The organism is Pseudomonas germanica (genome assembly GCF_019614655.1).
GTDB lineage: Bacteria > Pseudomonadota > Gammaproteobacteria > Pseudomonadales > Pseudomonadaceae > Aquipseudomonas > Aquipseudomonas neuropathica.
This window is the reverse complement of record NZ_CP071586.1, coordinates 6433132-6455586: the sequence shown is the minus strand read 5'-3', so window position 1 is coordinate 6455586 and position 22455 is coordinate 6433132. Positions and strand designations below refer to the sequence as shown.

19 protein-coding genes and 1 pseudogene are annotated in these 22455 nt (G+C 59.2%); 8 read left to right on the top strand and 12 right to left on the bottom strand.

Translation table 11 applies throughout. The features are described 5' to 3' along the window. The first annotated feature begins 8 nt into the window (after window positions 1-8). From J0G10_RS28675 to fba, 4 genes are all read left to right on the top strand, one after another. Window positions 9-1172, top strand: a complete 1164-nt coding sequence (locus J0G10_RS28675) for a phosphoglycerate kinase (protein WP_007913753.1) — start codon at window positions 9-11, stop codon at window positions 1170-1172. A gap of 34 nt (window positions 1173-1206) precedes the next feature. After that, window positions 1207-1428 carry a hypothetical protein gene (locus tag J0G10_RS28670; protein WP_007913756.1) on the top strand — a complete coding sequence of 74 codons (222 nt, stop codon included), beginning with the start codon at window positions 1207-1209 and terminating at the stop codon, window positions 1426-1428. Window positions 1429-1485: 57 nt separating this feature from the next. Continuing rightward, complete coding sequence (locus J0G10_RS28665) at window positions 1486-1818, top strand: MliC family protein (protein WP_008081029.1); 333 nt, start codon at window positions 1486-1488, stop codon at window positions 1816-1818. Between the two features lie 252 nt (window positions 1819-2070). Continuing rightward, on the top strand, window positions 2071-3135 hold the full coding sequence (fba, locus tag J0G10_RS28660; RefSeq protein WP_007913760.1) for a class II fructose-bisphosphate aldolase: 1065 nt from the start codon (window positions 2071-2073) through the stop codon (window positions 3133-3135). Between the two features lie 215 nt (window positions 3136-3350). On the opposite strand, the gene J0G10_RS28655 is transcribed toward fba, so the two are convergent. The 4 genes and pseudogenes from J0G10_RS28655 to J0G10_RS28645 form a co-directional block, all read right to left on the bottom strand. Then, window positions 3351-3701 carry a hypothetical protein gene (locus J0G10_RS28655; RefSeq protein ID WP_220557107.1) on the bottom strand — a complete coding sequence of 117 codons (351 nt, stop codon included), beginning with the start codon at window positions 3699-3701 and terminating at the stop codon, window positions 3351-3353. Between the two features lie 272 nt (window positions 3702-3973). Next, window positions 3974-4084, bottom strand: a pseudogene (locus tag J0G10_RS30100) (helix-turn-helix domain-containing protein); the annotation flags it as partial. 120 nt (window positions 4085-4204) lie between these two features. Next, window positions 4205-4567: a DUF6124 family protein gene (locus J0G10_RS28650; RefSeq protein ID WP_116254339.1), complete on the bottom strand. Its 363-nt coding sequence runs from the start codon at window positions 4565-4567 to the stop codon at window positions 4205-4207. A 455-nt stretch (window positions 4568-5022) separates the two neighbouring features. After that, entirely contained in the window at window positions 5023-5691 is a 669-nt protein-coding gene (locus J0G10_RS28645) for a polysaccharide lyase family 7 protein (protein WP_095050240.1), read from the bottom strand. Window positions 5692-6012: 321 nt separating this feature from the next. On the opposite strand from J0G10_RS28645, the gene J0G10_RS28640 reads away from it, so the two are divergent. From J0G10_RS28640 to J0G10_RS28630, 3 genes are read left to right on the top strand one after another with little or no spacing between them, the layout of a single operon-like run. Then, window positions 6013-8136 (top strand): putative bifunctional diguanylate cyclase/phosphodiesterase, encoded by a 2124-nt coding sequence (locus J0G10_RS28640; protein WP_095050241.1) that lies wholly within the window; start codon window positions 6013-6015, stop codon window positions 8134-8136. Between the two features lie 43 nt (window positions 8137-8179). Further along, entirely contained in the window at window positions 8180-8674 is a 495-nt protein-coding gene (locus tag J0G10_RS28635) for a M48 metallopeptidase family protein (RefSeq protein ID WP_099757394.1), read from the top strand. A 24-nt stretch (window positions 8675-8698) separates the two neighbouring features. Next, a complete protein-coding gene (locus J0G10_RS28630; protein ID WP_008081019.1) occupies window positions 8699-8995 on the top strand; it encodes a winged helix-turn-helix domain-containing protein in 297 nt (98 codons plus the stop codon). A gap of 187 nt (window positions 8996-9182) precedes the next feature. Here the strand turns inward: J0G10_RS28630 and J0G10_RS28625 are convergent, their stop codons facing one another. Further along, window positions 9183-9635 (bottom strand): GNAT family N-acetyltransferase, encoded by a 453-nt coding sequence (locus J0G10_RS28625; RefSeq protein WP_034153611.1) that lies wholly within the window; start codon window positions 9633-9635, stop codon window positions 9183-9185. A 255-nt stretch (window positions 9636-9890) separates the two neighbouring features. On the opposite strand from J0G10_RS28625, the gene J0G10_RS28620 reads away from it, so the two are divergent. Then, window positions 9891-10628 (top strand): substrate-binding periplasmic protein, encoded by a 738-nt coding sequence (locus J0G10_RS28620; RefSeq protein WP_095050243.1) that lies wholly within the window; start codon window positions 9891-9893, stop codon window positions 10626-10628. Window positions 10629-10770: 142 nt separating this feature from the next. On the opposite strand, the gene yccS is transcribed toward J0G10_RS28620, so the two are convergent. The 7 genes from yccS to betA form a co-directional block, all read right to left on the bottom strand. Beyond that, window positions 10771-12954, bottom strand: a complete 2184-nt coding sequence (gene yccS, locus J0G10_RS28615; RefSeq protein ID WP_095050244.1) for a YccS family putative transporter — start codon at window positions 12952-12954, stop codon at window positions 10771-10773. A gap of 254 nt (window positions 12955-13208) precedes the next feature. Next, the gene (locus tag J0G10_RS28610; protein WP_095050245.1) at window positions 13209-14387 is read right to left on the bottom strand and encodes a BaiN/RdsA family NAD(P)/FAD-dependent oxidoreductase; all 1179 of its coding nucleotides are present in this window, start codon (window positions 14385-14387) and stop codon (window positions 13209-13211) included. A 131-nt stretch (window positions 14388-14518) separates the two neighbouring features. Next, entirely contained in the window at window positions 14519-15904 is a 1386-nt protein-coding gene (gene dbpA, locus J0G10_RS28605; RefSeq protein ID WP_008085781.1) for an ATP-dependent RNA helicase DbpA, read from the bottom strand. 80 nt (window positions 15905-15984) lie between these two features. After that, the gene (gene mdtD / locus J0G10_RS28600) at window positions 15985-17412 is read right to left on the bottom strand and encodes a multidrug transporter subunit MdtD (protein ID WP_220557106.1); all 1428 of its coding nucleotides are present in this window, start codon (window positions 17410-17412) and stop codon (window positions 15985-15987) included. Window positions 17413-17562: 150 nt separating this feature from the next. Then, window positions 17563-18900: a TldD/PmbA family protein gene (locus J0G10_RS28595; RefSeq protein ID WP_095050246.1), complete on the bottom strand. Its 1338-nt coding sequence runs from the start codon at window positions 18898-18900 to the stop codon at window positions 17563-17565. Beyond that, complete coding sequence (locus tag J0G10_RS28590; RefSeq protein ID WP_220557105.1) at window positions 18900-20342, bottom strand: TldD/PmbA family protein; 1443 nt, start codon at window positions 20340-20342, stop codon at window positions 18900-18902. Before J0G10_RS28590 ends, J0G10_RS28595 begins: the two co-directional genes overlap by 1 nt. Before the next feature lie 256 nt (window positions 20343-20598). Continuing rightward, window positions 20599-22302, bottom strand: coding sequence for a choline dehydrogenase (betA, locus tag J0G10_RS28585; protein ID WP_220557104.1), 1704 nt, complete (start codon window positions 22300-22302; stop codon window positions 20599-20601). Between the last annotated feature and the right edge of the window lie 153 nt (window positions 22303-22455).

Sequence of the window (22455 nt, the reverse complement as noted above, 5' to 3'; positions counted from 1 at the left end):
TGCGACCCATGACCGTGTTGAAGATGTCCGACCTCGATCTGCAAGGTAAGCGCGTATTGATCCGCGAAGACCTCAACGTCCCAGTCAAGGACGGTGTTGTCACCAGCGATGCGCGAATCCTGGCTTCGCTGCCGACCATCAAGCTGGCCCTGGAAAAAGGCGCGGCCGTGATGGTCTGCTCGCACCTTGGCCGTCCGACCGAAGGCGAGTTCTCCGCCGAGAACAGCCTCAAGCCTGTCGCTGACTACCTGAGCAAGGCCCTGGGCCGTGAAGTGCCGCTGGTGGCTGATTACCTGGGCGGCGTTGACGTCAAGGCCGGCGACATCGTGCTGTTCGAAAACGTGCGCTTCAACAAAGGCGAGAAAAAGAACGCTGACGAACTGGCCCAGCAATACGCTGCTCTGTGCGACGTGTTCGTGATGGACGCTTTCGGCACCGCTCACCGCGCCGAAGGTTCGACCCACGGCGTGGCCAAGTTCGCCAAGGTTGCGGCTGCTGGTCCACTGCTGGCCGCTGAACTGGACGCACTGGGCAAAGCCCTCGGCGCGCCGGCTCAGCCAATGGCGGCCATCGTTGCCGGCTCCAAGGTCTCGACCAAACTCGACGTGCTGAACAGCCTGAGCCAGATCTGCGATCAACTGATCGTCGGCGGCGGCATCGCCAACACCTTCCTCGCGGCGGCCGGTCACCCGGTCGGCAAGTCGCTGTACGAACCGGATCTGCTCGACACCGCACGCGCTATCGCTGCCAAAGTCAGCGTGCCACTGCCGGTTGACGTAGTGGTTGCCAAAGAATTCGCTGAAACCGCAGAAGCCACCGTCAAGCTGATCGCTGACGTCGCGGCTGACGACATGATTCTGGACATCGGCCCGCAAACCGCAGCCAACTTCGCCGAACTGCTGAAATCTTCGAAAACCATTCTGTGGAACGGCCCGGTCGGCGTGTTTGAATTCGACCAGTTCGGCAACGGCACCAAAGTGCTGGCGCAGGCCATCGCTGAAAGCTCGGCGTTCTCCATCGCCGGCGGCGGCGACACCCTGGCCGCGATCGATAAATATGGCGTGGCTGAGCAAATCTCCTACATTTCCACCGGTGGTGGCGCGTTCCTCGAATTCGTCGAGGGCAAAGTGCTGCCAGCCGTAGAAGTCCTGGAAAGCCGGGCCAAGGCCTAAGGCCGCCCGTTTGGCCAGGCAAAGGAGTGTTTACATGGTCAAGTCGTTAGCACTGTTGTTGCTGACCGGTACGCTGGCGGCCTGCGGGAGTAACCCGAAGGCCGAAGCCACGCCGGCGCCGAGCGAGTCGCAGAAGGGCTGTTATCAGGCCGACTGGCAGGCCGAAACCAACCCGGTGCTGAATAAGCGCTCGGGGCCGGATGGCCTGGACAAATACGAGACGCAAACCCCGGCCAAGGAACATGGTTGTCCTTGACGGGTCTGACTCTTTAACTCAGGGCTGGCGGCGTGTGCTGTCAGTCGAGGAACACGGATGAAAGGCTTGATCGCCATTGCGGCGTTGGCATTGTTGGGCGGTTGCGCGCAGTTGAACCTGTTTCAGTCTTCTGCCCCGGCGGACAACTGGACCACCTGGACCTGCGACAGCCAGGCCAAAGTGCTGTGGCGCTACGCCGATGCCGGCCAGAAGGAAGTCGATGTTCGACTGGGTGGCGGTGATCAGGTCTATCGCCTGAAAGAAGAACCGGGCGCCTCGGGCACGCTGTACAGCGACGGCATGCTGGCGTTTCACGTCAAGGGAGAGGAAGGCCTGGTGTACTGGGTCGCCACCAATGACCTGATCGGCCGCGGCTGCAAAGCCGAGTAATTGCAACACCGCAGGCCCATTGTAGGAGTGAGACTGCTCGCGATAGCGGCCTGACAGTCGCTGCAATATTGACTGAAAGATTGCTATCGCGAGCAGGCTCACTCCTACAGGGGTTCTGCGCAGTTCTGAAGAATTGGCTTTATCGAATCACCAGACCGGGCCTCAACCCCCGATCTGCAATCACTTGAATAGCCGCCGCCGCTCCGGCAGGCTGGCACGATTAACGACCCTCAACCGGGAGAGACACACACAATGGCACTTATCAGCATGCGCCAGATGTTGGACCACGCAGCCGAATTCGGCTACGGCGTTCCAGCCTTCAACGTCAACAACCTTGAGCAGATGCGCGCCATCATGGAAGCCGCTGACAAGACTGACTCCCCGGTGATCGTTCAGGCTTCGGCCGGCGCCCGTAAATACGCCGGCGCGCCTTTTCTGCGTCACCTGATCCTCGCCGCGATCGAGGAATTCCCGCACATCCCGGTGTGCATGCACCAGGACCACGGCACCAGCCCTGACGTCTGCCAGCGTTCGATTCAACTGGGCTTCAGCTCGGTGATGATGGACGGCTCGCTGGGCGAAGACGGCAAGACCCCGACCGACTACGACTACAACGTCCGCGTTACCCAACAAACCGTAGCCATGGCTCACGCCTGCGGCGTCTCGGTAGAAGGCGAGCTGGGCTGCCTGGGTTCGCTGGAAACCGGCATGGCCGGTGAAGAAGACGGCATCGGCGCCGAAGGCGTTCTGGATCACAGCCAAATGCTGACCGACCCGGAAGAAGCCGCTGACTTCGTCAAGCGCACCCAAGTCGATGCCCTCGCCATCGCCATCGGCACCAGCCACGGCGCCTACAAGTTCACCAAGCCACCTACCGGTGACGTGCTGGCGATCGACCGCATCAAGGAAATCCACAAACGCATCCCGAACACCCACCTGGTGATGCACGGTTCCTCGTCGGTTCCACAAGAGTGGCTGGCGATCATCAACCAGTACGGGGGCGACATCAAAGAAACCTACGGCGTACCGGTTGAAGAAATCGTCGAAGGCATCAAGTACGGCGTGCGCAAGGTCAACATCGACACCGACCTGCGCCTGGCATCCACCGGCGCGATGCGTCGCCTGATGGCCACCAACCCGAGCGAATTCGACCCGCGTAAATTCTTCGGCGCGACTGTGACGGCGATGCGTGATGTGTGTATCGCTCGTTATGAGGCGTTCGGTACTGCCGGTAATGCTTCGAAGATCAAACCGATCTCGTTGGAAGCGATGTACCAGCGTTATCTGAAGGGTGAGTTGAACGCCAAGGTTAATTAAGCCTGAGCGTTGAACTGCTTTAAAAGAAACCCGCCGTGAGGCGGGTTTTTTGTGGGTGACTATTTCGCCTGACGAAGTTATCTAAAAGTAAGAGCAATGCATATTGCTTCAGAGATTAAGCCGATCTCGCTGTAGGTGAAATATCAGCGTTATATGAAGGGGGAGCTGAATGTAAGGTTAACTGATTCACCCTGTTTCATAGGTAATAAAGGATGTCAGCCTTTTGTGAATCTGATTCCAAAGGATTGGCCTACATACGGCCCGCCTGCTTTAACGGTAACCGTACCTTCCAAGTTCCTGTCGGTTCCATCAGTTGATTTCATATCAATATTGAGAGTGCTTGGGCCATGGTTTAGCTCATCTCTATTTTTGGCATCTGATTTCGCTTGAAGCTTAAAAGCCCAAGTGGATTTCGTGCAGGTGCCAGTGACGACGAAGTCAAGTCCGCAATAGTCCATGTAGCCGTTACTTATGTTGCCAGTTTGCTGGGCTGGATCGTCAAATCTGAGTGTGGCGGCATGTTCCTCGCCGGCGGCGTTAAATACGAAGCCATTGTAATTTTTCATGATATTTACCTTCCGTGTATTCAGTATTAAAGTCAAATAGGTTGTCTCGTATTACGTCGATGAGACTAGGCGAGAAGTTGTTGCAGGTAACCTGTAATAAATGACAGGTTTTAATATTTTTTCGCTATAAGGGTTCTGGTTTTTAATAAAACAAGGAAGTGGCAAAAAGAGACAATGTCAAAGTTTGACTGATTTGTTTGATTAAGATCTCGCTGAAAGTGCAAAAAAGGGGCAGATTTATTTATCAAGATTCCGTCCCCTTTTTGTGTCTTTGTCCCCTTTATTTGCTTGTATCGTGTCCGTCCCGCTAGATCGGTAAGCTGCGCCTGCGTCAGGCCACGATTTATACGTTTTTCGCGTAGTTGAATACCGAGACGGGTGATTAAAGGAGAGTCATTCCATGTTGCGCTACCGTCACATTTTGATGTCGATGTTGCGTATGCGGAACATTTAATCCATTTGGCTTAAGAAACCCGCCATGAAGCGGGTTTTTTTATGGGCGGTTATTCCTTCAGTTCAACGTGATCCAGCGCCTGATTCACCGCCAGTTCTCCAAGCATGACCACTTGCGCGATGCCTAGCGCGGTCTTGCGGTGTGAGGTGTCGAGCATGGCGGCGAAGTTGTTGAGCATTTCGCTGGCTGAACCCAGGGTCTCGCTGGCGTTGGCCAGCAGGGATTCGGTGTTGTACTTCGGGTTGGCGAGGTACATGGGCTCGGGTTTATGCGTGCTGGCCATGATGAAGGCGGACGGTTTGAGGTAATGGTCAAGGGCGCGTTCGGCGGCGTCGTTGAGTTTTTTTGAATCGAGGGATTCGTAGGGGGATGCGAGATCTGTTTCTGGCGGGTGTGGCGTTGATTTGATCATTAGCTGAAAACTCCTGATGGAGCCGCTTCGTCTTCTCTACTAAAAGAAGGGTGGCAGCTGTGCGCAGGTTAGTAGACCGGGGAGTATTCAGCATTGACCGGCGCGCCGAAGCGCCCTGCACACAGCCACCATCAAGTCGGACAGCAATCACCGACGGATGCGCTTTGCACAAAACTGAAAAACACCACGGGCTACTAAACCCGATCACTGGAAATCAGTGACGCGAATCAAGTTACCGATGGCCCGCCAGGCGCACAAGCCGGCGGATTCTGGCGTAGTGGTAGGCAACGGCGCAAGCTGTTGTAGGCATCCGGAAGTAACCGCCGACAGATCTAAACAGCACTGTTTAAAGGTAGGAGCTGCCGAGGGCTGCGATCTTTTGATTTTGTCTTTTTAGAATCAAAAACAAGATCAAAAGATCGCAGCCTTTGGCAGGTCCTGCAGTGCGGATTGGGTTATTTGTCGTGATCGATGTCGAGTTTGGAGAAGGTCACTTGGCCACCTTCGCTGGTGTACCCGGTGTTGTCCTGCACATAAACCCCAGCCTTGAAGTACAACGGTTTGTTGCGCCACGTCGCGCTGATCTGTGAGTCCCACTGATACCCCGCCGCACTTACACCCAGCGCACCGCCGGGGCTAAGGTGGATGAGGTAATTGAATTCGCGATCCAGTTTGACCCCGGTGGCGAGGGTGATGACACGGCTTTCGTCATCATCGGGGTGCATGCGCACCTTGATTACCAGGTTGCCGGTTTCAGTTTTTGTCTTGTACTGATACTCAAGTTTGACCATCGGCTTCTGGCTTTCATAAGCATGAATCTGGCCGATGACGATCTTGCCCGAGCTCGGTACTTTGTTCACCGTGACGGTCGCGCGCAATGAATTGTCGGCATCCGGGTAATACCAGTTGCGCAGGGTGCCGTTGCTGTAGGTTTCGCGCAGTTCGGTGCGCGGGTAGATGGCGTTTTCGGTTTTTGACCCGGTAACCGGTGACCAGAAGAACAAGGTGCCGGTATCGGAATGGAAGTACTGATCTTTGAAGCCGTTCACCAGTTTGGAGGTTTCGACGGTGTATGGCGGGCTGCCAACGGGAACGCTGAGGTTCCAGGTTGCGAGATCGATCATGTCGGTTCTTCCACTCAAGTTTCACTGCACGTACGTGCCAGAAGCTCTAGCCCGCACGTTTTGGGGCGGACTTTATAAGCGTAGAGGGATTTTTTGTTAATGCCCGTTTGGCAGATGATTGACGTCAACATCCTGTCGAAATGCCATCTCTGCCGGTTTCCGGGGGCTTCAGCGGTGACCGTTAGTCGGCAAACTCACGCTTTGGTTAAATGATGGCCTGATGACAGCTTCTGCTTTCTTGGATCCAGTACTAGAGTGAAGGCTCAGTATGTGTGCGGTTTTTACCGGAAACCGACCGAAAGTCCCGACAAGAGAAGCAGCATGGAATGCGCGCAACCCCCGCCAGGTGAAGGCAGCTCTGTCCTTTTGATCGTTGATGATTACCCTGAAAATCTGATCAGCATGCGCGCGTTGCTGCAGCGTCAGGATTGGCACGTCCTCACGGCAGCCTCCGGTTTCGAAGCGCTCAATATTCTGCTCTCCCACGACGTCGATCTGGTGCTGCTGGACGTGCAGATGCCGGGCATGGACGGCTTTGAAGTCGCGCGCCTGATGCGTGGCAGCCAGCGCACGCGCCTGACGCCGATCATCTTTCTGACCGCCAACGAGCAATCCCAGGACGCCGTGATCAAGGGCTATGCCAGTGGTGCGGTGGATTACCTGTTCAAACCGTTCGACCCGCAGATCCTCAAGCCCAAGGTGCAGGCGTTGCTGGAACACCAGCGCAATCGTCGCGCCTTGCAGCGCCTGAGTCATGACCTGGAAGTGGCGCGCGCCTTCAATGCCTCGGTGTTGGATAACGCCGCCGAGGGCATTCTGGTGGTGGGCGAAGACGGTTTGATCCGTTTTGCCAATCCGGCGATTTCGCGGTTATTGAATGCGCCGGTGAAGGAGCTGGAAGGTAAAGAGTTTCTCGATTTTCTTCAGAAGCCGCACATTCCGCTGTGGGCCGATTCCGAGTTTTATGCCAGCTACAAGCGTGGCGAGACGTTAAGGCTGCACGACGCCTTGCTGCGCACCGCGCCCGGCCAGCAAGTGCCGGTGGCGCTGTCCTGTGCGGCGTTGCCCGCCGAACAGCATGCGATGGTGGTGACCGTGCTCGATATGTCGGTGGTGCGTCACTTGCACCAACAACTGGAATTCCAGGCGGTGACCGATCCACTGACCGGGTTGCTCAACCGGCGCGGGTTTTACCAGACTGTTGAAAATCTGCTGTTGCGTGGTGAGCGCAGTGATAGCAGTTGGGTCTTGCTGTATCTGGATCTTGATGGCTTCAAACGGGTCAACGATTCACTCGGTCACGATGCCGGCGATCGGGTGTTGCGCTGGGTTTCCGAGCAATTGAAGGCATGTCTGCGGCCGTTCGACATTCTTGCGCGCATGGGCGGCGATGAATTTACCGCGCTGCTGGATCTGGAGTTTCCCGAGCAAGCGGCGAAGATTGCGGAAAAACTCATCGAACGGGTGTCGATCTGTCAGCAGATTGAAGGGTTGGACATCGCTCTCGGTGCCAGCATCGGCATCGCCACTTACCCGGACTGCGGCTCCAACCTTGACGGATTGCTGCGTGCCTCCGACATCGCCATGTACGAGGCCAAACGCGCCGGACGTCAGCAATATCGCTTTTATGATCATGAAATGAACGGCCGGGCGCGCTCGCGACTGATGCTTGAAGAAAGTGTGCGTGCGGCCATCGAGAACCGCGATTTCAACTTGGTGTATCAGCCGCAAGTGGCCATCGACACGGGCCAGATTCGTGGCTTCGAAGCCTTGTTGCGTTGGCAGCATCCGAGCGTTGGCGATGTGCCGCCGGGGTTGTTCTTGCCATTGCTGGAAGAGGCGCGGCTGATCAGCCGCCTCGGCAGCTGGATTTATCATCGTGGTGCCGGTCAGCGCAAAGCCTGGGAAACCCTGTTTGCCGAGGATCTGGTGCTCGGTGTGAGTTTGAGCAACACCCAGTTCAGCCTGCCGAATCTGGTCACCGAGTTGCGTCAGGTGATGGAACGACATGCCTTGCAGCCTCGGCAACTGGAGGTCGAGGTCACCGAAGAAGCGCTGATGCAGAATCCCGACGAAACCCGCAAACAACTGCGGTTGCTGCGCAATCTGGGCGTGCGGGTGGCGCTGGATGACTTCGGTTCCGGGCCGTGTTCGCTGGCGCATCTGCGTGATCTGGAGCTGGATACCCTCAAGCTTGATCGCCATCTTATTGCGCGGTTGCCGGACTCCAAACGCGACGCCTCGCTGGTCAGTACGGTGATCAGTCTGTGCAAACAATACGGTTTGCTGGTGATTGCCGAGGGGGTGGAAACCATCGAGCAATACCAATGGCTGCAAGCCCATGGCTGCGAATACGTGCAGGGTTTCCTCGTCGCGCGGCCGCTGATGGCCGAGGACGCGGTCAGCTTCGCCGAGCCGTTTGACTGGAGCGCACTGCCCGGTTGAATTCGCTACACTGGCGCACCTTTTCGAACCGTGTCGCTCGTCCATGACTGTGTTGAAGTACCTCCAGGCCTATCCCGCGCAATTACAGGATCAGGTGCGTCAACTGATTGCCGAAGGGCGTCTGGGTGATTACCTGAATCAACGCTATTCGGGGCGCCACGACGTGCAGAGCGACAAGGCTTTGTACAGCTACGCGCTGGACCTGAAGCAGGAATACCTGCGCAACGCCCCGGCCATCGACAAGGTGCTGTTCGACAACCGCCTCGACCTGACCCACCGCGCACTGGGTCTGCATACCACGGTTTCACGGGTGCAGGGCGGCAAGCTCAAGGCCAAGAAAGAGATTCGTATCGCCTCGTTGTTCAAAGACGCCGCGCCGGACTTTCTGAAAATGATCGTGGTGCATGAACTGGCGCACTTCAAAGAGTCGGATCACAACAAGGCGTTCTATAAATTGTGCGAGCACATGCTGCCGGGGTATCACCAGGTCGAGTTTGATCTGCGTGTGTACCTGACGTGGCGCGATATGCAGGCTTAACAGTACGCAACCAGGAAGGTGTGGATGGACGTCAGCAAGACCAAAAGCAGTTTCTACCGTCGCTTATATGTGGCGTACCTGATCGACAGCGGTCTGGCGCCGAGTGTGCCGACGCTGACCGACGTGACCGGCATGCCCCGGCGCACGGCGCAGGACACGATTGCCGCGTTGGCCGATCTGGATATCGTTTGTGAGTTCGAGCAGGAAGAGGGCGCGCGCAATCACGCCGGGCGCTATCGGATTCGCGAGTGGGGAGCGATTGATCGTGGGTGGATCGAGCGTAATTTGCGGCAGATCAAGGCAGTTCTGGAGTATCCCTGAAAAAGAGCCCCTCACCCAGCCCTCTCCCGAAGGGAGAGGGCGCCGATTGGGGGATATTGGAGAGATAAGCCGACCTGAACGAATTGCTGTGAATCCATAATCGACGCGGTTTTTCAGGTCGATGTCTGACGCAAGACAACTCGGTCAGTCCCCTCTCCCACTGGGAGAGGGCTAGGGTGAGGGCTGTTCAGGCCCGACGCATCCCAATGTGTGGAATGTCATCCTCCAGATACTCTTCACCCGCCACAACAAACCCGTACCGACCGTAATACCCCTGCAAATGCGCCTGCGCTGACAGATAGATCGGCACCTGCGGCCAATGCTTCTCCGCCTGTTTCAACGCCTGCTCCATCATTTCGTGCCCCAGCCCTTTGCCGCGCCCTTGCGGTGCGGTAATCACGCGGCCGATCACCACGTCACCCCCCTGGGATTCCGGATCCAGCAGGCGCAGGTACGCCATCAACTGGTCATCCTCCCACCCCATCAGATGGTAGGTGTCGCCTTCCAGATCCTGGCCATCGAGGTCCGGATAGGCGCATTTCTGCTCGACGACGAACACGTCCGAGCGCAGCTTCAACAGCGCGTATAGCTGTTCCTTGCCCAGATCACTGTGATGTTTGCAGACCCATTCGATTGTCATTTGCCGATTCCTTGAACGTGTCGCCCGATACTAAGCGCCCACGGCAAAGATGTCTGTATGGCGTAAGAGTCTGTGACAAAGGTCAAAATGCCATCATTCCTTTCTCGCAGCCTCGGTGACTTTGTGTAATCTGCTGGAGAGCCCTGTGCACTGGCTGCAATGAGCTAATGTTAGGGCCTGGGTTTTGCCGGTAAGGGGCCTTGGGGTTTTGGCTGAAAACATGCTGGGCAACTCGCCCGCTAAGGATTTTCAAGCATGCCGCGTTTGCATCGAGCCGTTGCTTTGACCGGATTGCTCTTGCTGGCTCAGACCGCTGCAGCGGAGAAGCTGCGGCTGGTGTTTGATATCTGGCCACCCTTTACCGACGACACGCTAGTCAACGGCGGTCTGGCTACCGACATTGTCACCACCGCACTCGCCCGGGCCGGCTATGCCAGCGGTTATGAGCAGGTGCCGTGGGCGCGGGCGCTGCTTGGCGTCGGCGAGGGCCGCTACGATGTGTTGGTCAACGCCTGGTACAACGACGAACGCACCAGGTTCGGCCAGTTCTCCGGGGAATACCTGCTCAACCGCATTCGCTTTCTCAAGCGCAAAGACACGCCACTCGACTATTCCAATCTGCAGCAACTGCACACCTATCCGATTGCGGTGGTGCGCGGCTACGCCTATTCGGCGCCGTTCGATGCCGACACGGCGTTGCAGAAAGTCCCTGTGCATAACTTCGCCATGGCCGTGCGCATGCTCGCGGCAGATCGGGTCAAGTTGACGCTGGAGGATGAATATGTGGCGAAGTATTACCTGGCGCGGGAATCCGCCAAGGTGCGCGATTCGGTGGAGTTTTTACCCAAGCCGTTGAGTGAGAACAGCCTGCATATATTGGTGAGCCTGAAGAATCCGCAGCATGAGCAGATTGTCGCGGGGTTTGATAAGGCGATTGCGGCGATGAAGGCGGATGGGAGTTATGACAAGTTGTTGAGGCAGCATGGGATGTGAGTTTCTGATTTCAGAGTTGCGTTGTTGCTGATGGCCTCATCGCTGGCAAGTCGAATCGTCGCACCGCAGCTCCCACAGGTTTTGCGGTGTACACAAATCCTGTGGGAGCTGGCTTGCCAGCGATGAGGCCCGCCAAGGCAACTCAAACTTCGGCGGTGTCCTTGATCAGATGCGCCGCCAACGTCCGCAACGGCCCCAACTGCCTGCAAATCAACGCCAGTTGCGTCTGCACCAACCGCTGCCCCTCATCGATCTCATCGGCCATCTGCTCCAGCTCATTGGCCAGCGCTTCTTCTTCATCACTCTGAATCGCCACCGGCTGCTTGTTGGCCAGCCCTTGGGCGATTTCATCAATACTCGTCGCCAGTTTCACCCCGGCGCCTTCGATCAAATGCTCGCGCACATCCGCCGGCAACTGCGTCTCGCGATGCGCGCCCAGCCCTGACAGATAACTCAGCAAGGTGTGCGACAGCACCAGAAAGCGGAAGCCGACATCGGCTTCCTTACGGAAATGCCCCGGCTCCATGAGCATGTTCGCCAGCGTTGTCGACAGCGCCGCATCGGCGTTGTGCGCGTTGCGGCGGGCCAGCCGATAGGCGAGGTCATCACTCTTGCCGGCGGCGTATTGCTGCATGATCTGGCGCAGGTAGATGCTGTTGCAGGTCAGGGTGTTGGCCAGCACTTTGTTAAGGCGTCGGCCCTGCCAGTCCGGTAGGAACAGGAACACCGTCAGACCGGCAATCAGGCTGCCAAGCAAGGTATCGAACAACCGTGGCAGGAACAGTCCGTAACCGTCACCGACCTGATTGAAGCAGAACAGCACCATGATGGTGATCGCCGCTGTCGCCAGGGTGTAGCGGGTGGTGCGGTTGGTAAAGAACACCACGCCGGCAGCGATGGCGAAACACGACTGCACCAACGGGCTCGGGAACAGATCGAACAGCGCCCACGCCACGGTCAGGCCGATGGCGGTACCGAAAATCCGCTGACCGAGTTTGCGCCGCGTCGCGCCGTAGTTCGGCTGGCAGACGAACAGCGTGGTGAGGATGATCCAGTAACCCTGCGACGGGTGAATCAAATGCACCATGCCGTAACCGATACTCAGCGCCAATGGCAGGCGCAGGGCATGCCGGAACAGCAGAGACGTCGGCGTCAGTTGCGTGCGCAGGCGCACCCAGACGTCTTTGAGGTTGCGCGGCGAACGGTCGAGCAGGCTGCTGTCGGTCGCATCGGCCAAGGCATCCGGGTTGCTCGCGTCGCTGAGCAAACGATCGAGGGTGCCGAGGTTGGCCGCCAGTGCGCGCAGCGAACGCAGCAATCCGCGCCAGGCCGGATTGCTCTGGATGCGCAGGTGTTCGAGGGAGGCGTCGAGGTCGCTGAGGGCTTCGGCGAAACTCGCGTCATAAATAAATGGCTGGCGCATCTGGATCGATTCGGCCAGAGCGCGGCAGGCCTTGCCTTGCTGGCGCAACAGGCGTTGGCAGCGGAACAGCACGTCGCTGTGGAAAAACGCTTCGGCCAGCGCGTTGTACGGGTAGTGCGAGGAGCTGGCGCGTTCGTGGATGTCCTGAGCGAGGAAGTACAGCTTCAGATAACGGCTGACTTTCGAGCCGGGGCGGCCATTGCCGACGCGGTGCAGAATGATTTCCTTGGCACTGTTCAGCGCCGCCACCACGCGACCGTTTTGCTGGGCCAGTTCCAGCCGCCGGGCTTCGACGTCCATCTGCCGGATCGGCTCGAACAGCGAAGATTTCAGCTTCAGGTAAAAGCCCAGTTCGCGGAACAGTCGCGCCAGACTCTGCTGCACCGGCTGGTTGGAAAACATTGCCTGCCACAACACCGAGAGCAAGCCGTACCACGCCGCACCGGCGACCAGCAGCATCGGCTCGTGCCAGAAGTCGGTGACCGCGCCACCGCGCTGGTCAACACCGATCATCGTGTACACCGACAGAATCAGCGTCGCCGAGGCAATCGCACCATAACGCTCGCCGAGCGCACCGAGCATGGTCAGGCCGAAACTGGCCAGCGCCAATGCAATGGCAAACACGATGGGGTAGGGGAAGAGCAATTCCACCGACAGCGCGGCGATGCTGAAACACACCAGTGTCACGGCGAGGGCGTTGAGGCGGCCCTGCCAACTGTCGTCGGTTTCGGCCAGGGCGCTGGCGATAATCCCCAGGAACAACGGGATCAGCAGGCCCATTTCATCCTGATACCAACACAGCGCCATGCTGCCGGTCAGGGCGATGAACACCCGCACGCTGTAGCTGAATTTATCCAGCGCCCACAGGCGCCGCAAAGACTGACGAAACGAGGTCGAGGACATGAAGTGCGAAGGCCTTCCGAGGCGATGCCGCTAAATTGAGCCAGTAATGACGCCGACGCAATGGCGCCGATCACATCTGACAGCAAAAAGTGTTCCTTTGAGATCTTGTGTAGAACTAAATCTTGAATTGGGCACGGAACCCTGTGGGAGCTGGCTTGCCAGCGATGGCTGCATGACAGTCAACAATGATGTTGGATCTGCCGGCCTCATCGCTGGCAAGCCAGCTCCCACAGGTTTTTGTATTTAGCTTTGAATTAAGCGTACTGCGCGGCAGCGTAGCCGGAGGCCCAGGCCCACTGAAAGTTGAAACCGCCCAGATGCCCGGTCACGTCGAGCACTTCGCCGATGAAATACAGGCCAGGGCTTTTCAGTGATTCCATGGTCTTGGACGACACCTCGCGGGTATCGACGCCACCGAGCGTTACCTCGGCCGTGCGATAACCTTCGGTCCCCGCCGGCACCACTTTCCAGCTGCCCAGCTTGTCGGCGATTTCCGCCAGTTCCGCGTGGGTGTACTGCTTCATCGGCTTGGACACGAACCAGTTGTCCGCCAGTAGATTGGCCATCTTCTTGGTGAAAATCTCACCGAGCAGGGTTTTCAATTCACTGTTCGGACGCTCGGCCACTTGCTGCTGCAGCCAGCTCGCCGCGTCGTGATCCGGCAGCAGGTTGATCTCAACCGTGTCGCCGGATTCCCAGAACGATGAAATCTGCAAAATCGCCGGGCCACTGAGGCCACGGTGAGTGAACAGAATATTCTCGCGAAAGCTCTGATCGTTGCAGCTCACCAGACAATCCACCGAAGTGCCGGACAGCTCGGTGCACAGTTCCTTGAGCTGATCGGTGATGGTGAACGGCACCAGCCCGGCGCGGGTCGGCAGCAGTTCATGGCCGAACTGTTTGGCCACTTGATAACCGAAACCGGTGGCGCCCAGCGTCGGGATCGACAGACCGCCGGTGGCGATCACCAGCGACTGGCACTGGATCTGGCCCAGTGTGGTGTCGAGCAGGTAACCGCTTTCGATCTTCTCGATGGTCTGGATTGAGGTGTCCAGATGCAGCTCCACACCGACCTGATCGCACTCGGTCAGGAGCATTTCGAGGATGTCGCTGGATTTGTTATCGCAGAACAACTGGCCGAGTTTCTTCTCGTGGTACGGCACGGCGTGTTTGCCGACCATGCCGATGAAATCCCACTGGGTGTAGCGCGCCAGTGCGGATTTGCAGAAGTGCGGGTTCTGCGAGAGGAAATTGCTCGGCTCGGTGTACATGTTGGTGAAATTGCAGCGGCCACCGCCCGACATCAGGATTTTCTTGCCGGCCTTGTTCGCGTGGTCGAGCAGCAACACCTGACGCCCGCGTCCGGCAGCGGTCAGTGCACACATCAACCCAGCGGCGCCAGCGCCAATGATCACGACTTCGGTAGAGCGCAAAACGGTGTCCTCACACAATGATCGTTCCCACGCTCTGCGTGGGAATGCCGCCATGGACGCTCTGCGTCCGTTGTTATGTGACGCGGAGCGTCACGGGATGCATTCCCACGCAGAGCGTGGGAACGATCAGGTCAGAGGATGCGGACGCGCAGCGAACGGCCCTTGATCTTGCCGTCGTTCAAACGCTGCAAGGCTTGCATGGCCACGGTGCGGTCCACGGCTACATAAGCCTGGAAGTCGAAAATCGCGATCTTGCCAACCTGCGCACCCGGAATGCCGGCATCGCCAGTCAGTGCGCCCAGAATGTCGCCCGGGCGAACCTTGTCTTTACGGCCCGCGCCGATGCACAGCGTGGTCATCGGCGGTTGCAGCGGGGCGAGGCCCTGGGACTTGAGGTTATCGACCTGATCCCAGTTCAGCGGCGACTTCTGCAGTTGTTCGATGGCTTGCGCGCGGTGCGCTTCGCCCGGTGCAACCAGACTGATCGCGATGCCTTTCTCGCCAGCACGACCGGTACGGCCAACGCGGTGAATGTGGATTTCCGAATCGCGCGCCAGTTCGACGTTGATCACCATGTCCAGCGCATCGATGTCCAGACCACGGGCGGCGACGTCGGTGGCAACCAGTACCGAGGTACTGCGGTTGGCGAACATCGCCAGCACCTGATCGCGGTCACGCTGTTCCAGATCGCCATGCAGGCCGACGGCGGAAATGCCTTTGGCGGTCAGGTGATCGACGGTTTCCTGCACTTGCTGCTTGGTGAAGCAGAACGCCACGCAGGACGCCGGACGGAAGTGGTGCAGGACTTTGGTCACCACGCTCATACGATCTTCCGGGGAAATCTCGTAGAAACGCTGCTCGATCTGCGTGTCATCGTGGAACGCTTCGGCTTTCACCGTTTGCGGATCACGCATGAACTTCGACGCCAGTTGCTTGATGCCCACCGGGTAAGTCGCAGAGAACAGCAGGGTCTGACGGCGCTCCGGGGTTTTGACGATGATGTCTTCGATGGCGTCGTAGAAGCCCATGTCGAGCATGCGGTCGGCTTCGTCGAGAATCAGCGTATTCAGGCCATCGAGCACCAGCGAACCTTTGCGCAAGTGCTGCTGGATACGCCCCGGGGTGCCGACGATGATGTGCGCGCCGTGTTCCAGCGAAGCGATCTGCGGGCCGAAGGACACGCCGCCGCACAGGGTCAGGACTTTGATGTTGTCTTCGGCACGGGCCAGACGACGGATTTCCTTGGCGACCTGGTCGGCCAGCTCACGCGTCGGGCAGATCACCAGCGCTTGGCAACCGAAATAGCGCGGGTTGATCGGGTTGAGCAGGCCGATGCCGAACGCGGCGGTCTTGCCGCTGCCGGTCTTGGCCTGGGCGATCAGGTCCATCCCCTTGAGGATCACCGGCAAGCTCTGCGCCTGGATCGGCGTCATCTGGGCATAACCGAGGGATTCGAGGTTAGCCAGCATGGCGGCGGACAGCGGCAGAGTATTAAAAGCGGTGGCGATGGTGGTCACGGGACTGGCCTGCAAAACAAAATGTCGCGCAGTGTAGCAGCCCCGTGCCACTTTCTTCGAAAGTTCTGGACGAACAGTGGTTAATGTTCGATGTGTTCTTCCGGACGTTTGGCGCGGCGCCCGTCTTCTTGCGACAGTTGCGAGAAGATCGTCGCGGCCAGCATCGCCATGATGCCGACGGTGACGAAGGTCAGCTGGAACGCACCCAGCACGGTTTCCACGCCATCGTTACCGATCTCTGCGGTAAACCCACCGAGCAAAGCACCGGCGCACGCCACCCCCAGGCTCAACGATAATTGCGCCACCACCGACAGCAAGCTGTTGCCGCTACTGGCGCTCGCATCGTCGAGATCGATCAGCGTCACCGTGTTCATCGCGGTGAATTGCAGCGAGTTGATCGCGCCGAGAATCGCCAGCAGACACAGTAGCAACCAGTACGGCGTCTGCTCGCTGACCAGGCCCATGCTCGCCAGCATGATCCCCAGTGCCAGGGTGTTGCCGGTGAGCACGATGCGATAACCAAGCCGCTCAATCAGCGGCCGTGCCATCCACTTGGCAAACATTGCCGCCGCCGCCAGTGGCAGCATGCTCATCCCCGCTTGCGACGGTGAATAGCCCAGCGCCACTTGCAGCAGCAACGGCACCAGAAATGGCAATGCGCCGCTGCCCAGGCGGGCAAAGAGGTTGCCGAGAATGCCGACGGCAAACGTGCGGGTCTTGAACAGCGATGGCGCGAACAGCGGGTTTTCGATGTGCCCGGCGCGCAACCAGTACGCCGCCAGACTCGCCAGACCGGCGAACAGCAGTAACATCACCCGCAGATGCGGCAAGTGCAGTTCGCCAAGGCCTTCCATGGCGATGGTGATCAGGATCATCGCCGCGCCGAACAGCAGGAAACCCAGGCTATCGAAACGCGTGCGCTCGGTGCCGCGCAGGTCGGGAATGAATTTCCACACCGCGTAGCAACCAATCACGCCGACCGGCAGGTTGATCAGGAAAATCCAGTGCCACGTCAGGTACTCGACCATCCAGCCGCCCATGGTCGGGCCGATCAGCGGACCGAGCAGGCCGGGGATGGTGATGAAGCCCATGATCCGCACCAGTTCGGATCGCGGATAGGCGCGCAGTACGACGAGTCGCCCGACCGGTAGCATCAGCGCACCGCCCAGGCCCTGAATCACTCGGGCGCCGACCAGCATGCTCAGACTGCTCGACAAGGCGCAGAGCAGCGAGCCGAAGCTGAACAACAAGATCGCGCCGAAGAAGATTTTCTTGGTGCCGAAACGGTCGGCGATCCAGCCCGAAGCCGGAATCAGCAAGGCCACGGTGAGCATGTAGGCGATGATCACGCCCTGCATACGCAAGGGATCTTCGGCCAGATCGCGAGCCATGGCGGGCAGGGCGGTATTGAGAATGGTCCCGTCGAGGGACTGCATGAAGAACGCAATGGCGACGACCCACGGCAACCAGCGGGCGGTGATGGCGTCGAGAGGCGGGCGGTTGGGCATGGAACCTCTTGTCGTTGGAGTTAATGCATATCCATGATCGTTCCCACGCTCTGCGTGGGAATGCCTCCACGGACGCTCCGCGTCCGCTTTTGGCTGGGACGCAGAGCGTCCCCTGCTGCATTCCCACGCAGAGCGTGGGAACGATCGCCGTCAGAGGGTCAGAGTCAAACGGCTGACCAGCGCCCCCGGCAGCAACGCCGACGAAGTATTGCGCTGGCTGTACGTACTCGCCGACAGCAGCAACTCGCGCTCGGCGGTCAACGCTTCCAGCTGCGAACCGAGCAGGCTGTAAGCGCTATCGTCGAAGCGCATGGTGCTGACCGGCGCCTGGATCTCGCCGTTCTCGACCCAGAAGGTCGCGAAACGGGTCATGCCGGTCATGCGCGCCGCCGGTTGATCCGAGAAGTTCAGGTACCACAGGTTGCTGATGTACAGCCCGGTACCCAATTGCTTGAGGATCTCTGCTTGCGCCAGATCACCCGCCGCCATGTTCAACGCGCTTGGCATTTCACCGCCACCGGCGCCGTTGGCGGTCAGGCCATATTCCGCTGCACTGCGCGAGCCGACAAGTTGATCGCCAGCCTTGCCTTCGACGATCAGGCGCAAATCACTGCGCGGATACCCCTCGCCGGAAAACGCCGGGCTCAGCGATTCGCTGACTTTCTCATCCAGCGACAGCAGTGGACTGAACGCCTGATCGCCGACATACAGCTTCTGCAACGGGCTGCTCTTACTGGCGATCGACTGCGCCGAGAAACCGCCCCAGCTCAGCATGCCCATGATTTCTTCCAGCGCCGCCGGTGCCAGATACGCGCGGTACTGCCCCGGCGCCAAGGTGCGCAGTGGGCGGCCGAGAAACTCCAGTTGCTCGCGAGCCTGGCCGAAGCGCTTGGCGAAACCTTCGCTGCTCCAGTCATGCCCGGCGTAGCTGGCTTTCACCGCTTCACCGTTCTCGTGGAACAGGCTGAAATCGAAGTTGAAGCTGTTCGCCTGATGCCAGCCGAACGCGCCTGAAGAACTGGCGAAACCACGGCTGATCGGGCCGGCCGCATAAAAGCCCACCAGATCCAGACCTTCAGCGGCAGCGCAGATTTCATCGACAACCTGCTCGGTGTCCGGCAGCGGATGTTCCTGCACGTTCTGACTCTGCCAGCCGTTGTGATTGAGCAGCAGGTACGGATCCTGCGGCAGCAACGGCAGGGTTTCGCGCAGTTGTTGCAGGCCTTCGGCGAGGCGTCGCAGATCGCCTTCCTGATCACCGGACAGGGTGACTTGCAGGTCGGCGTGGCGACCGTCGTTGATCAGTTTCAGAACGATATTGGCCTGCTGCACTTGCCCGGCCTGACGCACCTTGGCGTGATTGAAACGCACGAACGCCGAGGATTCGGCGGCAAAGCTGAGGGTGAACTGTTCCGGCTCGCGCACGCTGTCGCGCAGCCACTCGACCATGACCTTGAAGGCGTCGGACTGACTCTTCGAAATGCTCATCAGGCGTCTCCCCCAAACACATCAACGTTGCTGAATACGCAGGCCGGCGAAGCGTGGCCGACGCGGATCACCTGGTTCGGTTCGCCCTTGCCGCAGTTCGGCGTGCCCAGCACCTTGACGGTGTTGGCGTCGCCGACGGCGCGCAGGCTTTTCCAGAAGTGCGCGGAAATCGCCCGATAGTTCGGGTTTTTCACCACACCTTTGAGTTCACCGTTTTCGATCAACTGGCCCCATTCGCAGCCGAACTGGAATTTGTTGCGCGCATCGTCGATCGACCATGAGCGGTTGGTGCTCATCAGGATGCCGTTCTCGATGCCTTCGATCAGTTTGTTCAGAGGCTGATCGCCCGGTTCGATATTGAGGTTGGCCATGCGGTCGATCGGCGGCCGGTTCCAGCCGCAGGCGCGGCTGTTGGCAACGCCATCGAGACCGGCGCGGAACTGCGACAGCGCACCGCCCAGCGGGCGCAACAACAGGCCATCGCGGATCAGGAATTGTTTGCTGGCCTTGCTGCCGTCGTCGTCATGACCGTAGCTGGCGAGTTCTTCGGGAATGCCCGGATCGAACGTCACATTGAGCAGTTTCGAGCCGTATTGCAGGCTGCCGAAGTCGCTGGCTTTGACGAAACTGGTGCCGGCGTAATTGCGCTCGTCGCCGAGGATGCGGTCGAGTTCCAGAGGATGGCCGATGGATTCGTGGATTTGCAGCATCATCTGATCGGGCATCAACAGCAGGTCGCGCGGGCCTTGCGGGGTGTTCGGCGCGAGCAGCAGTTGCAAGGCCTGATCGGCGACTTGCGGGCCGGCGCCGATCAGGCCGCAGCGGCTGATCACGTCAGCGCCGCCCTGTTGGCCGAAGTTCTCGCGGCCGAGGCTACGGGTCTGGCTGTCGTTGCCATCGTAAGCGGTGACGTCGAGGCCCGGGTAGACGAAGCGCTGCGCCTGGCGCAATTCAGCCCCGGCGCTGCTCAGGTAGATCTGTTCGACGTGGGTAATGCCAATGCTCACTTCCCAGTTCACCAGGCGCTCATCCTTTGGCACCGAGGCGGATTCCGCACCGAGCAGCTCGAAGCATTCGCTCAGGGACGGAAAGGCTTGTTCGAGATTGGGCGAAAAGTAATCAGCGCGATCGCTGGACACCGGCTGATCGCGCAGGTCGAGCAAGGCGTGCGGCTTGAGGCGACGGGCTTGCTGCTCGGCGCGTTCGAGGGCGGCTTGCAGACCTTGTTGCGACAGGTCGTTGGTCGCCGCGTAGGCCTCAACGCCATTGACGCGCACGGTGAGCATCGCGCCTTCGTCGCGTCTCAGGCTCGGCGGCTCGGCGACATTCTTGCGCACCGACAGATATTGCCCGGACTCGCGTACATACCGCAGGGAAAAAAACTCAGCGCCCGTGCGCAAGGCAGCAAAGCGCTGCTTGAGCTGGGGGTGGAAATCGAACATTCGGGAACCTCCTTGTCAGGGGGAAGCGGTAGAGCAGCGGCGGGGAGGGGGTGAAACGGTTGCGCGAGGTCTAGAGTAGGCCTGCGTGGGGGTAGGATCAAGTGAAGAGGGGGTGTAGGGGGATTTACTGTGCGAGGCAGGAGATCGTTCCCACGCTCTGCGTGGGAACGCCGCCATGGACGCTCTGCGTCCGCTGTGTGACGCAGAGCGTCACGGGATGCATTCCCACGCAGAGCGTGGGAACGATCACTTCAGGCTACTGCGCAACCGGGGTGATATCACGCATCGGTTTGCCCTTCACCGGCGCATCACCCGCGACGTAGTACGGCGCGGTGCTGCGCGGCAGCGGCTGGCGGCCACGAATCTTGTCGGCGATTTTCTCGGCGATCATGATCGTCGGCGCGTTGAGGTTGCCGGTGGTGATGATCGGCATGATCGAGGCATCGACCACACGCAGGCTCTGCATGCCGTGCACGCGACCTTCGCCATCTACTACAGCCATCTCGTCGGTGCCCATCTTGCACGAGCAGGATGGGTGGAACGCGGTTTCGGCGTGCTCGCGGATGAACTTGTCCAGCTGCTCATCGGTTTGCACTTCAATGCCCGGGCTGATTTCACGGCCACGGAAAGCGTCGAGTGCCGGCTGCTGCATGATTTCGCGGGTCAGGCGGATGCCGTCACGGAATTCCTGCCAGTCCTGTTCGGTAGCCATGTAGTTGAACAGGATGCTCGGGTGCTGGCGCGGGTCTTTCGACTTGGCCTGGATGCGACCACGGCTTGGCGAGCGCATGGAACCCATGTGCGCCTGGAAACCGTGCTCTTTCACACCGTTGCTGCCGTTGTAGTTAATCGCGACTGGCAGGAAGTGGTACTGGATGTTCGGCCATTCGAATTCCGGACGCGAACGGATGAAACCGCCGGCTTCGAACTGGTTGCTGGCGCCGATGCCGGTGCCGTTGAACAACCACTCGGCACCGATGGCTGGCTGGTTGTACCAGAGCAGCGACGGGTACAGCGAAACCGGCTGAGTGCACGCGTATTGCAGGTACAGCTCAAGGTGATCCTGCAGGTTTTCACCGACGCCCGGCAGGTCGTGAACGACCGGGATGTCGAGGGATTTCAGCAGTTCGGCAGGGCCGACACCGGAGCGCTGCAGAATCTGCGGCGAAGCGATGGCGCCGGAGCACAGCAGCACTTCTTTGCGCGCTTTGACTTCAACGCGCTCTTCGGCGTCGCCGACCAGGTAACGCACGCCGACCGCACGCTTGCCTTCAAACAGAATCTTGTCGGTCAGGGCGTGAGTGACGATGGTCAGGGTCGAGCGCTTTTTAGCGGTGTCGAGGTAGCCACGGGCGGTAGATGCACGACGGCCGTTCGGCGTCACGGTGCGATCCATCGGGCCGAAGCCTTCCTGCTGGTAACCGTTGAGGTCTTCGGTGCGCGGGTAACCGGCCTGCACGCCTGCTTCAACCATGGCGTGGAACAGCGGGTTATTGCCCGCCTTCGGCGTGGTCACGCTGACCGGACCTTCGCCACCGTGGTAGTCGTTCGGGCCGATGTCGCGGGTTTCCGCTTTGCGGAAGTACGGCAGGCAGTCGAGGTACGACCAGTTTTCCAGGCCTGGCAGTTTCGCCCAGCCGTCGTAGTCCATAGCGTTACCACGGATGTAGCACATGCCGTTGATCAGCGAGGAACCGCCGAGGCCTTTGCCGCGACCGCATTCCATGCGGCGACCGTCCATGTGTGGCTCTGGATCGGTTTCGTAGGCCCAGTTGTAGCGACGACCTTGCAGCGGGAATGCCAGGGCAGCGGGCATTTGCGTGCGGAAGTCGAGACGGTAGTCAGGGCCGCCGGCTTCGAGCAGCAGAACGGTGACGCCTTCGTCTTCAGTCAGACGGGTCGCCAGGGTGTTACCGGCCGAGCCGGCACCGATGATGATGTAATCGAATTCTTGGGACATTGAATGCACCCTCTTTAGATGTGGTCAGGTCTGACCTCGGCGAGTGCTGCGCACTCGAATCGCTGGCAAGTCAGCTCCCACAAAGATTGGGGGCTGCCACAGATTTGATGGACGACCCCAAAACTGTGGGAGCTGGCTTGCCAGCGAAGAGGC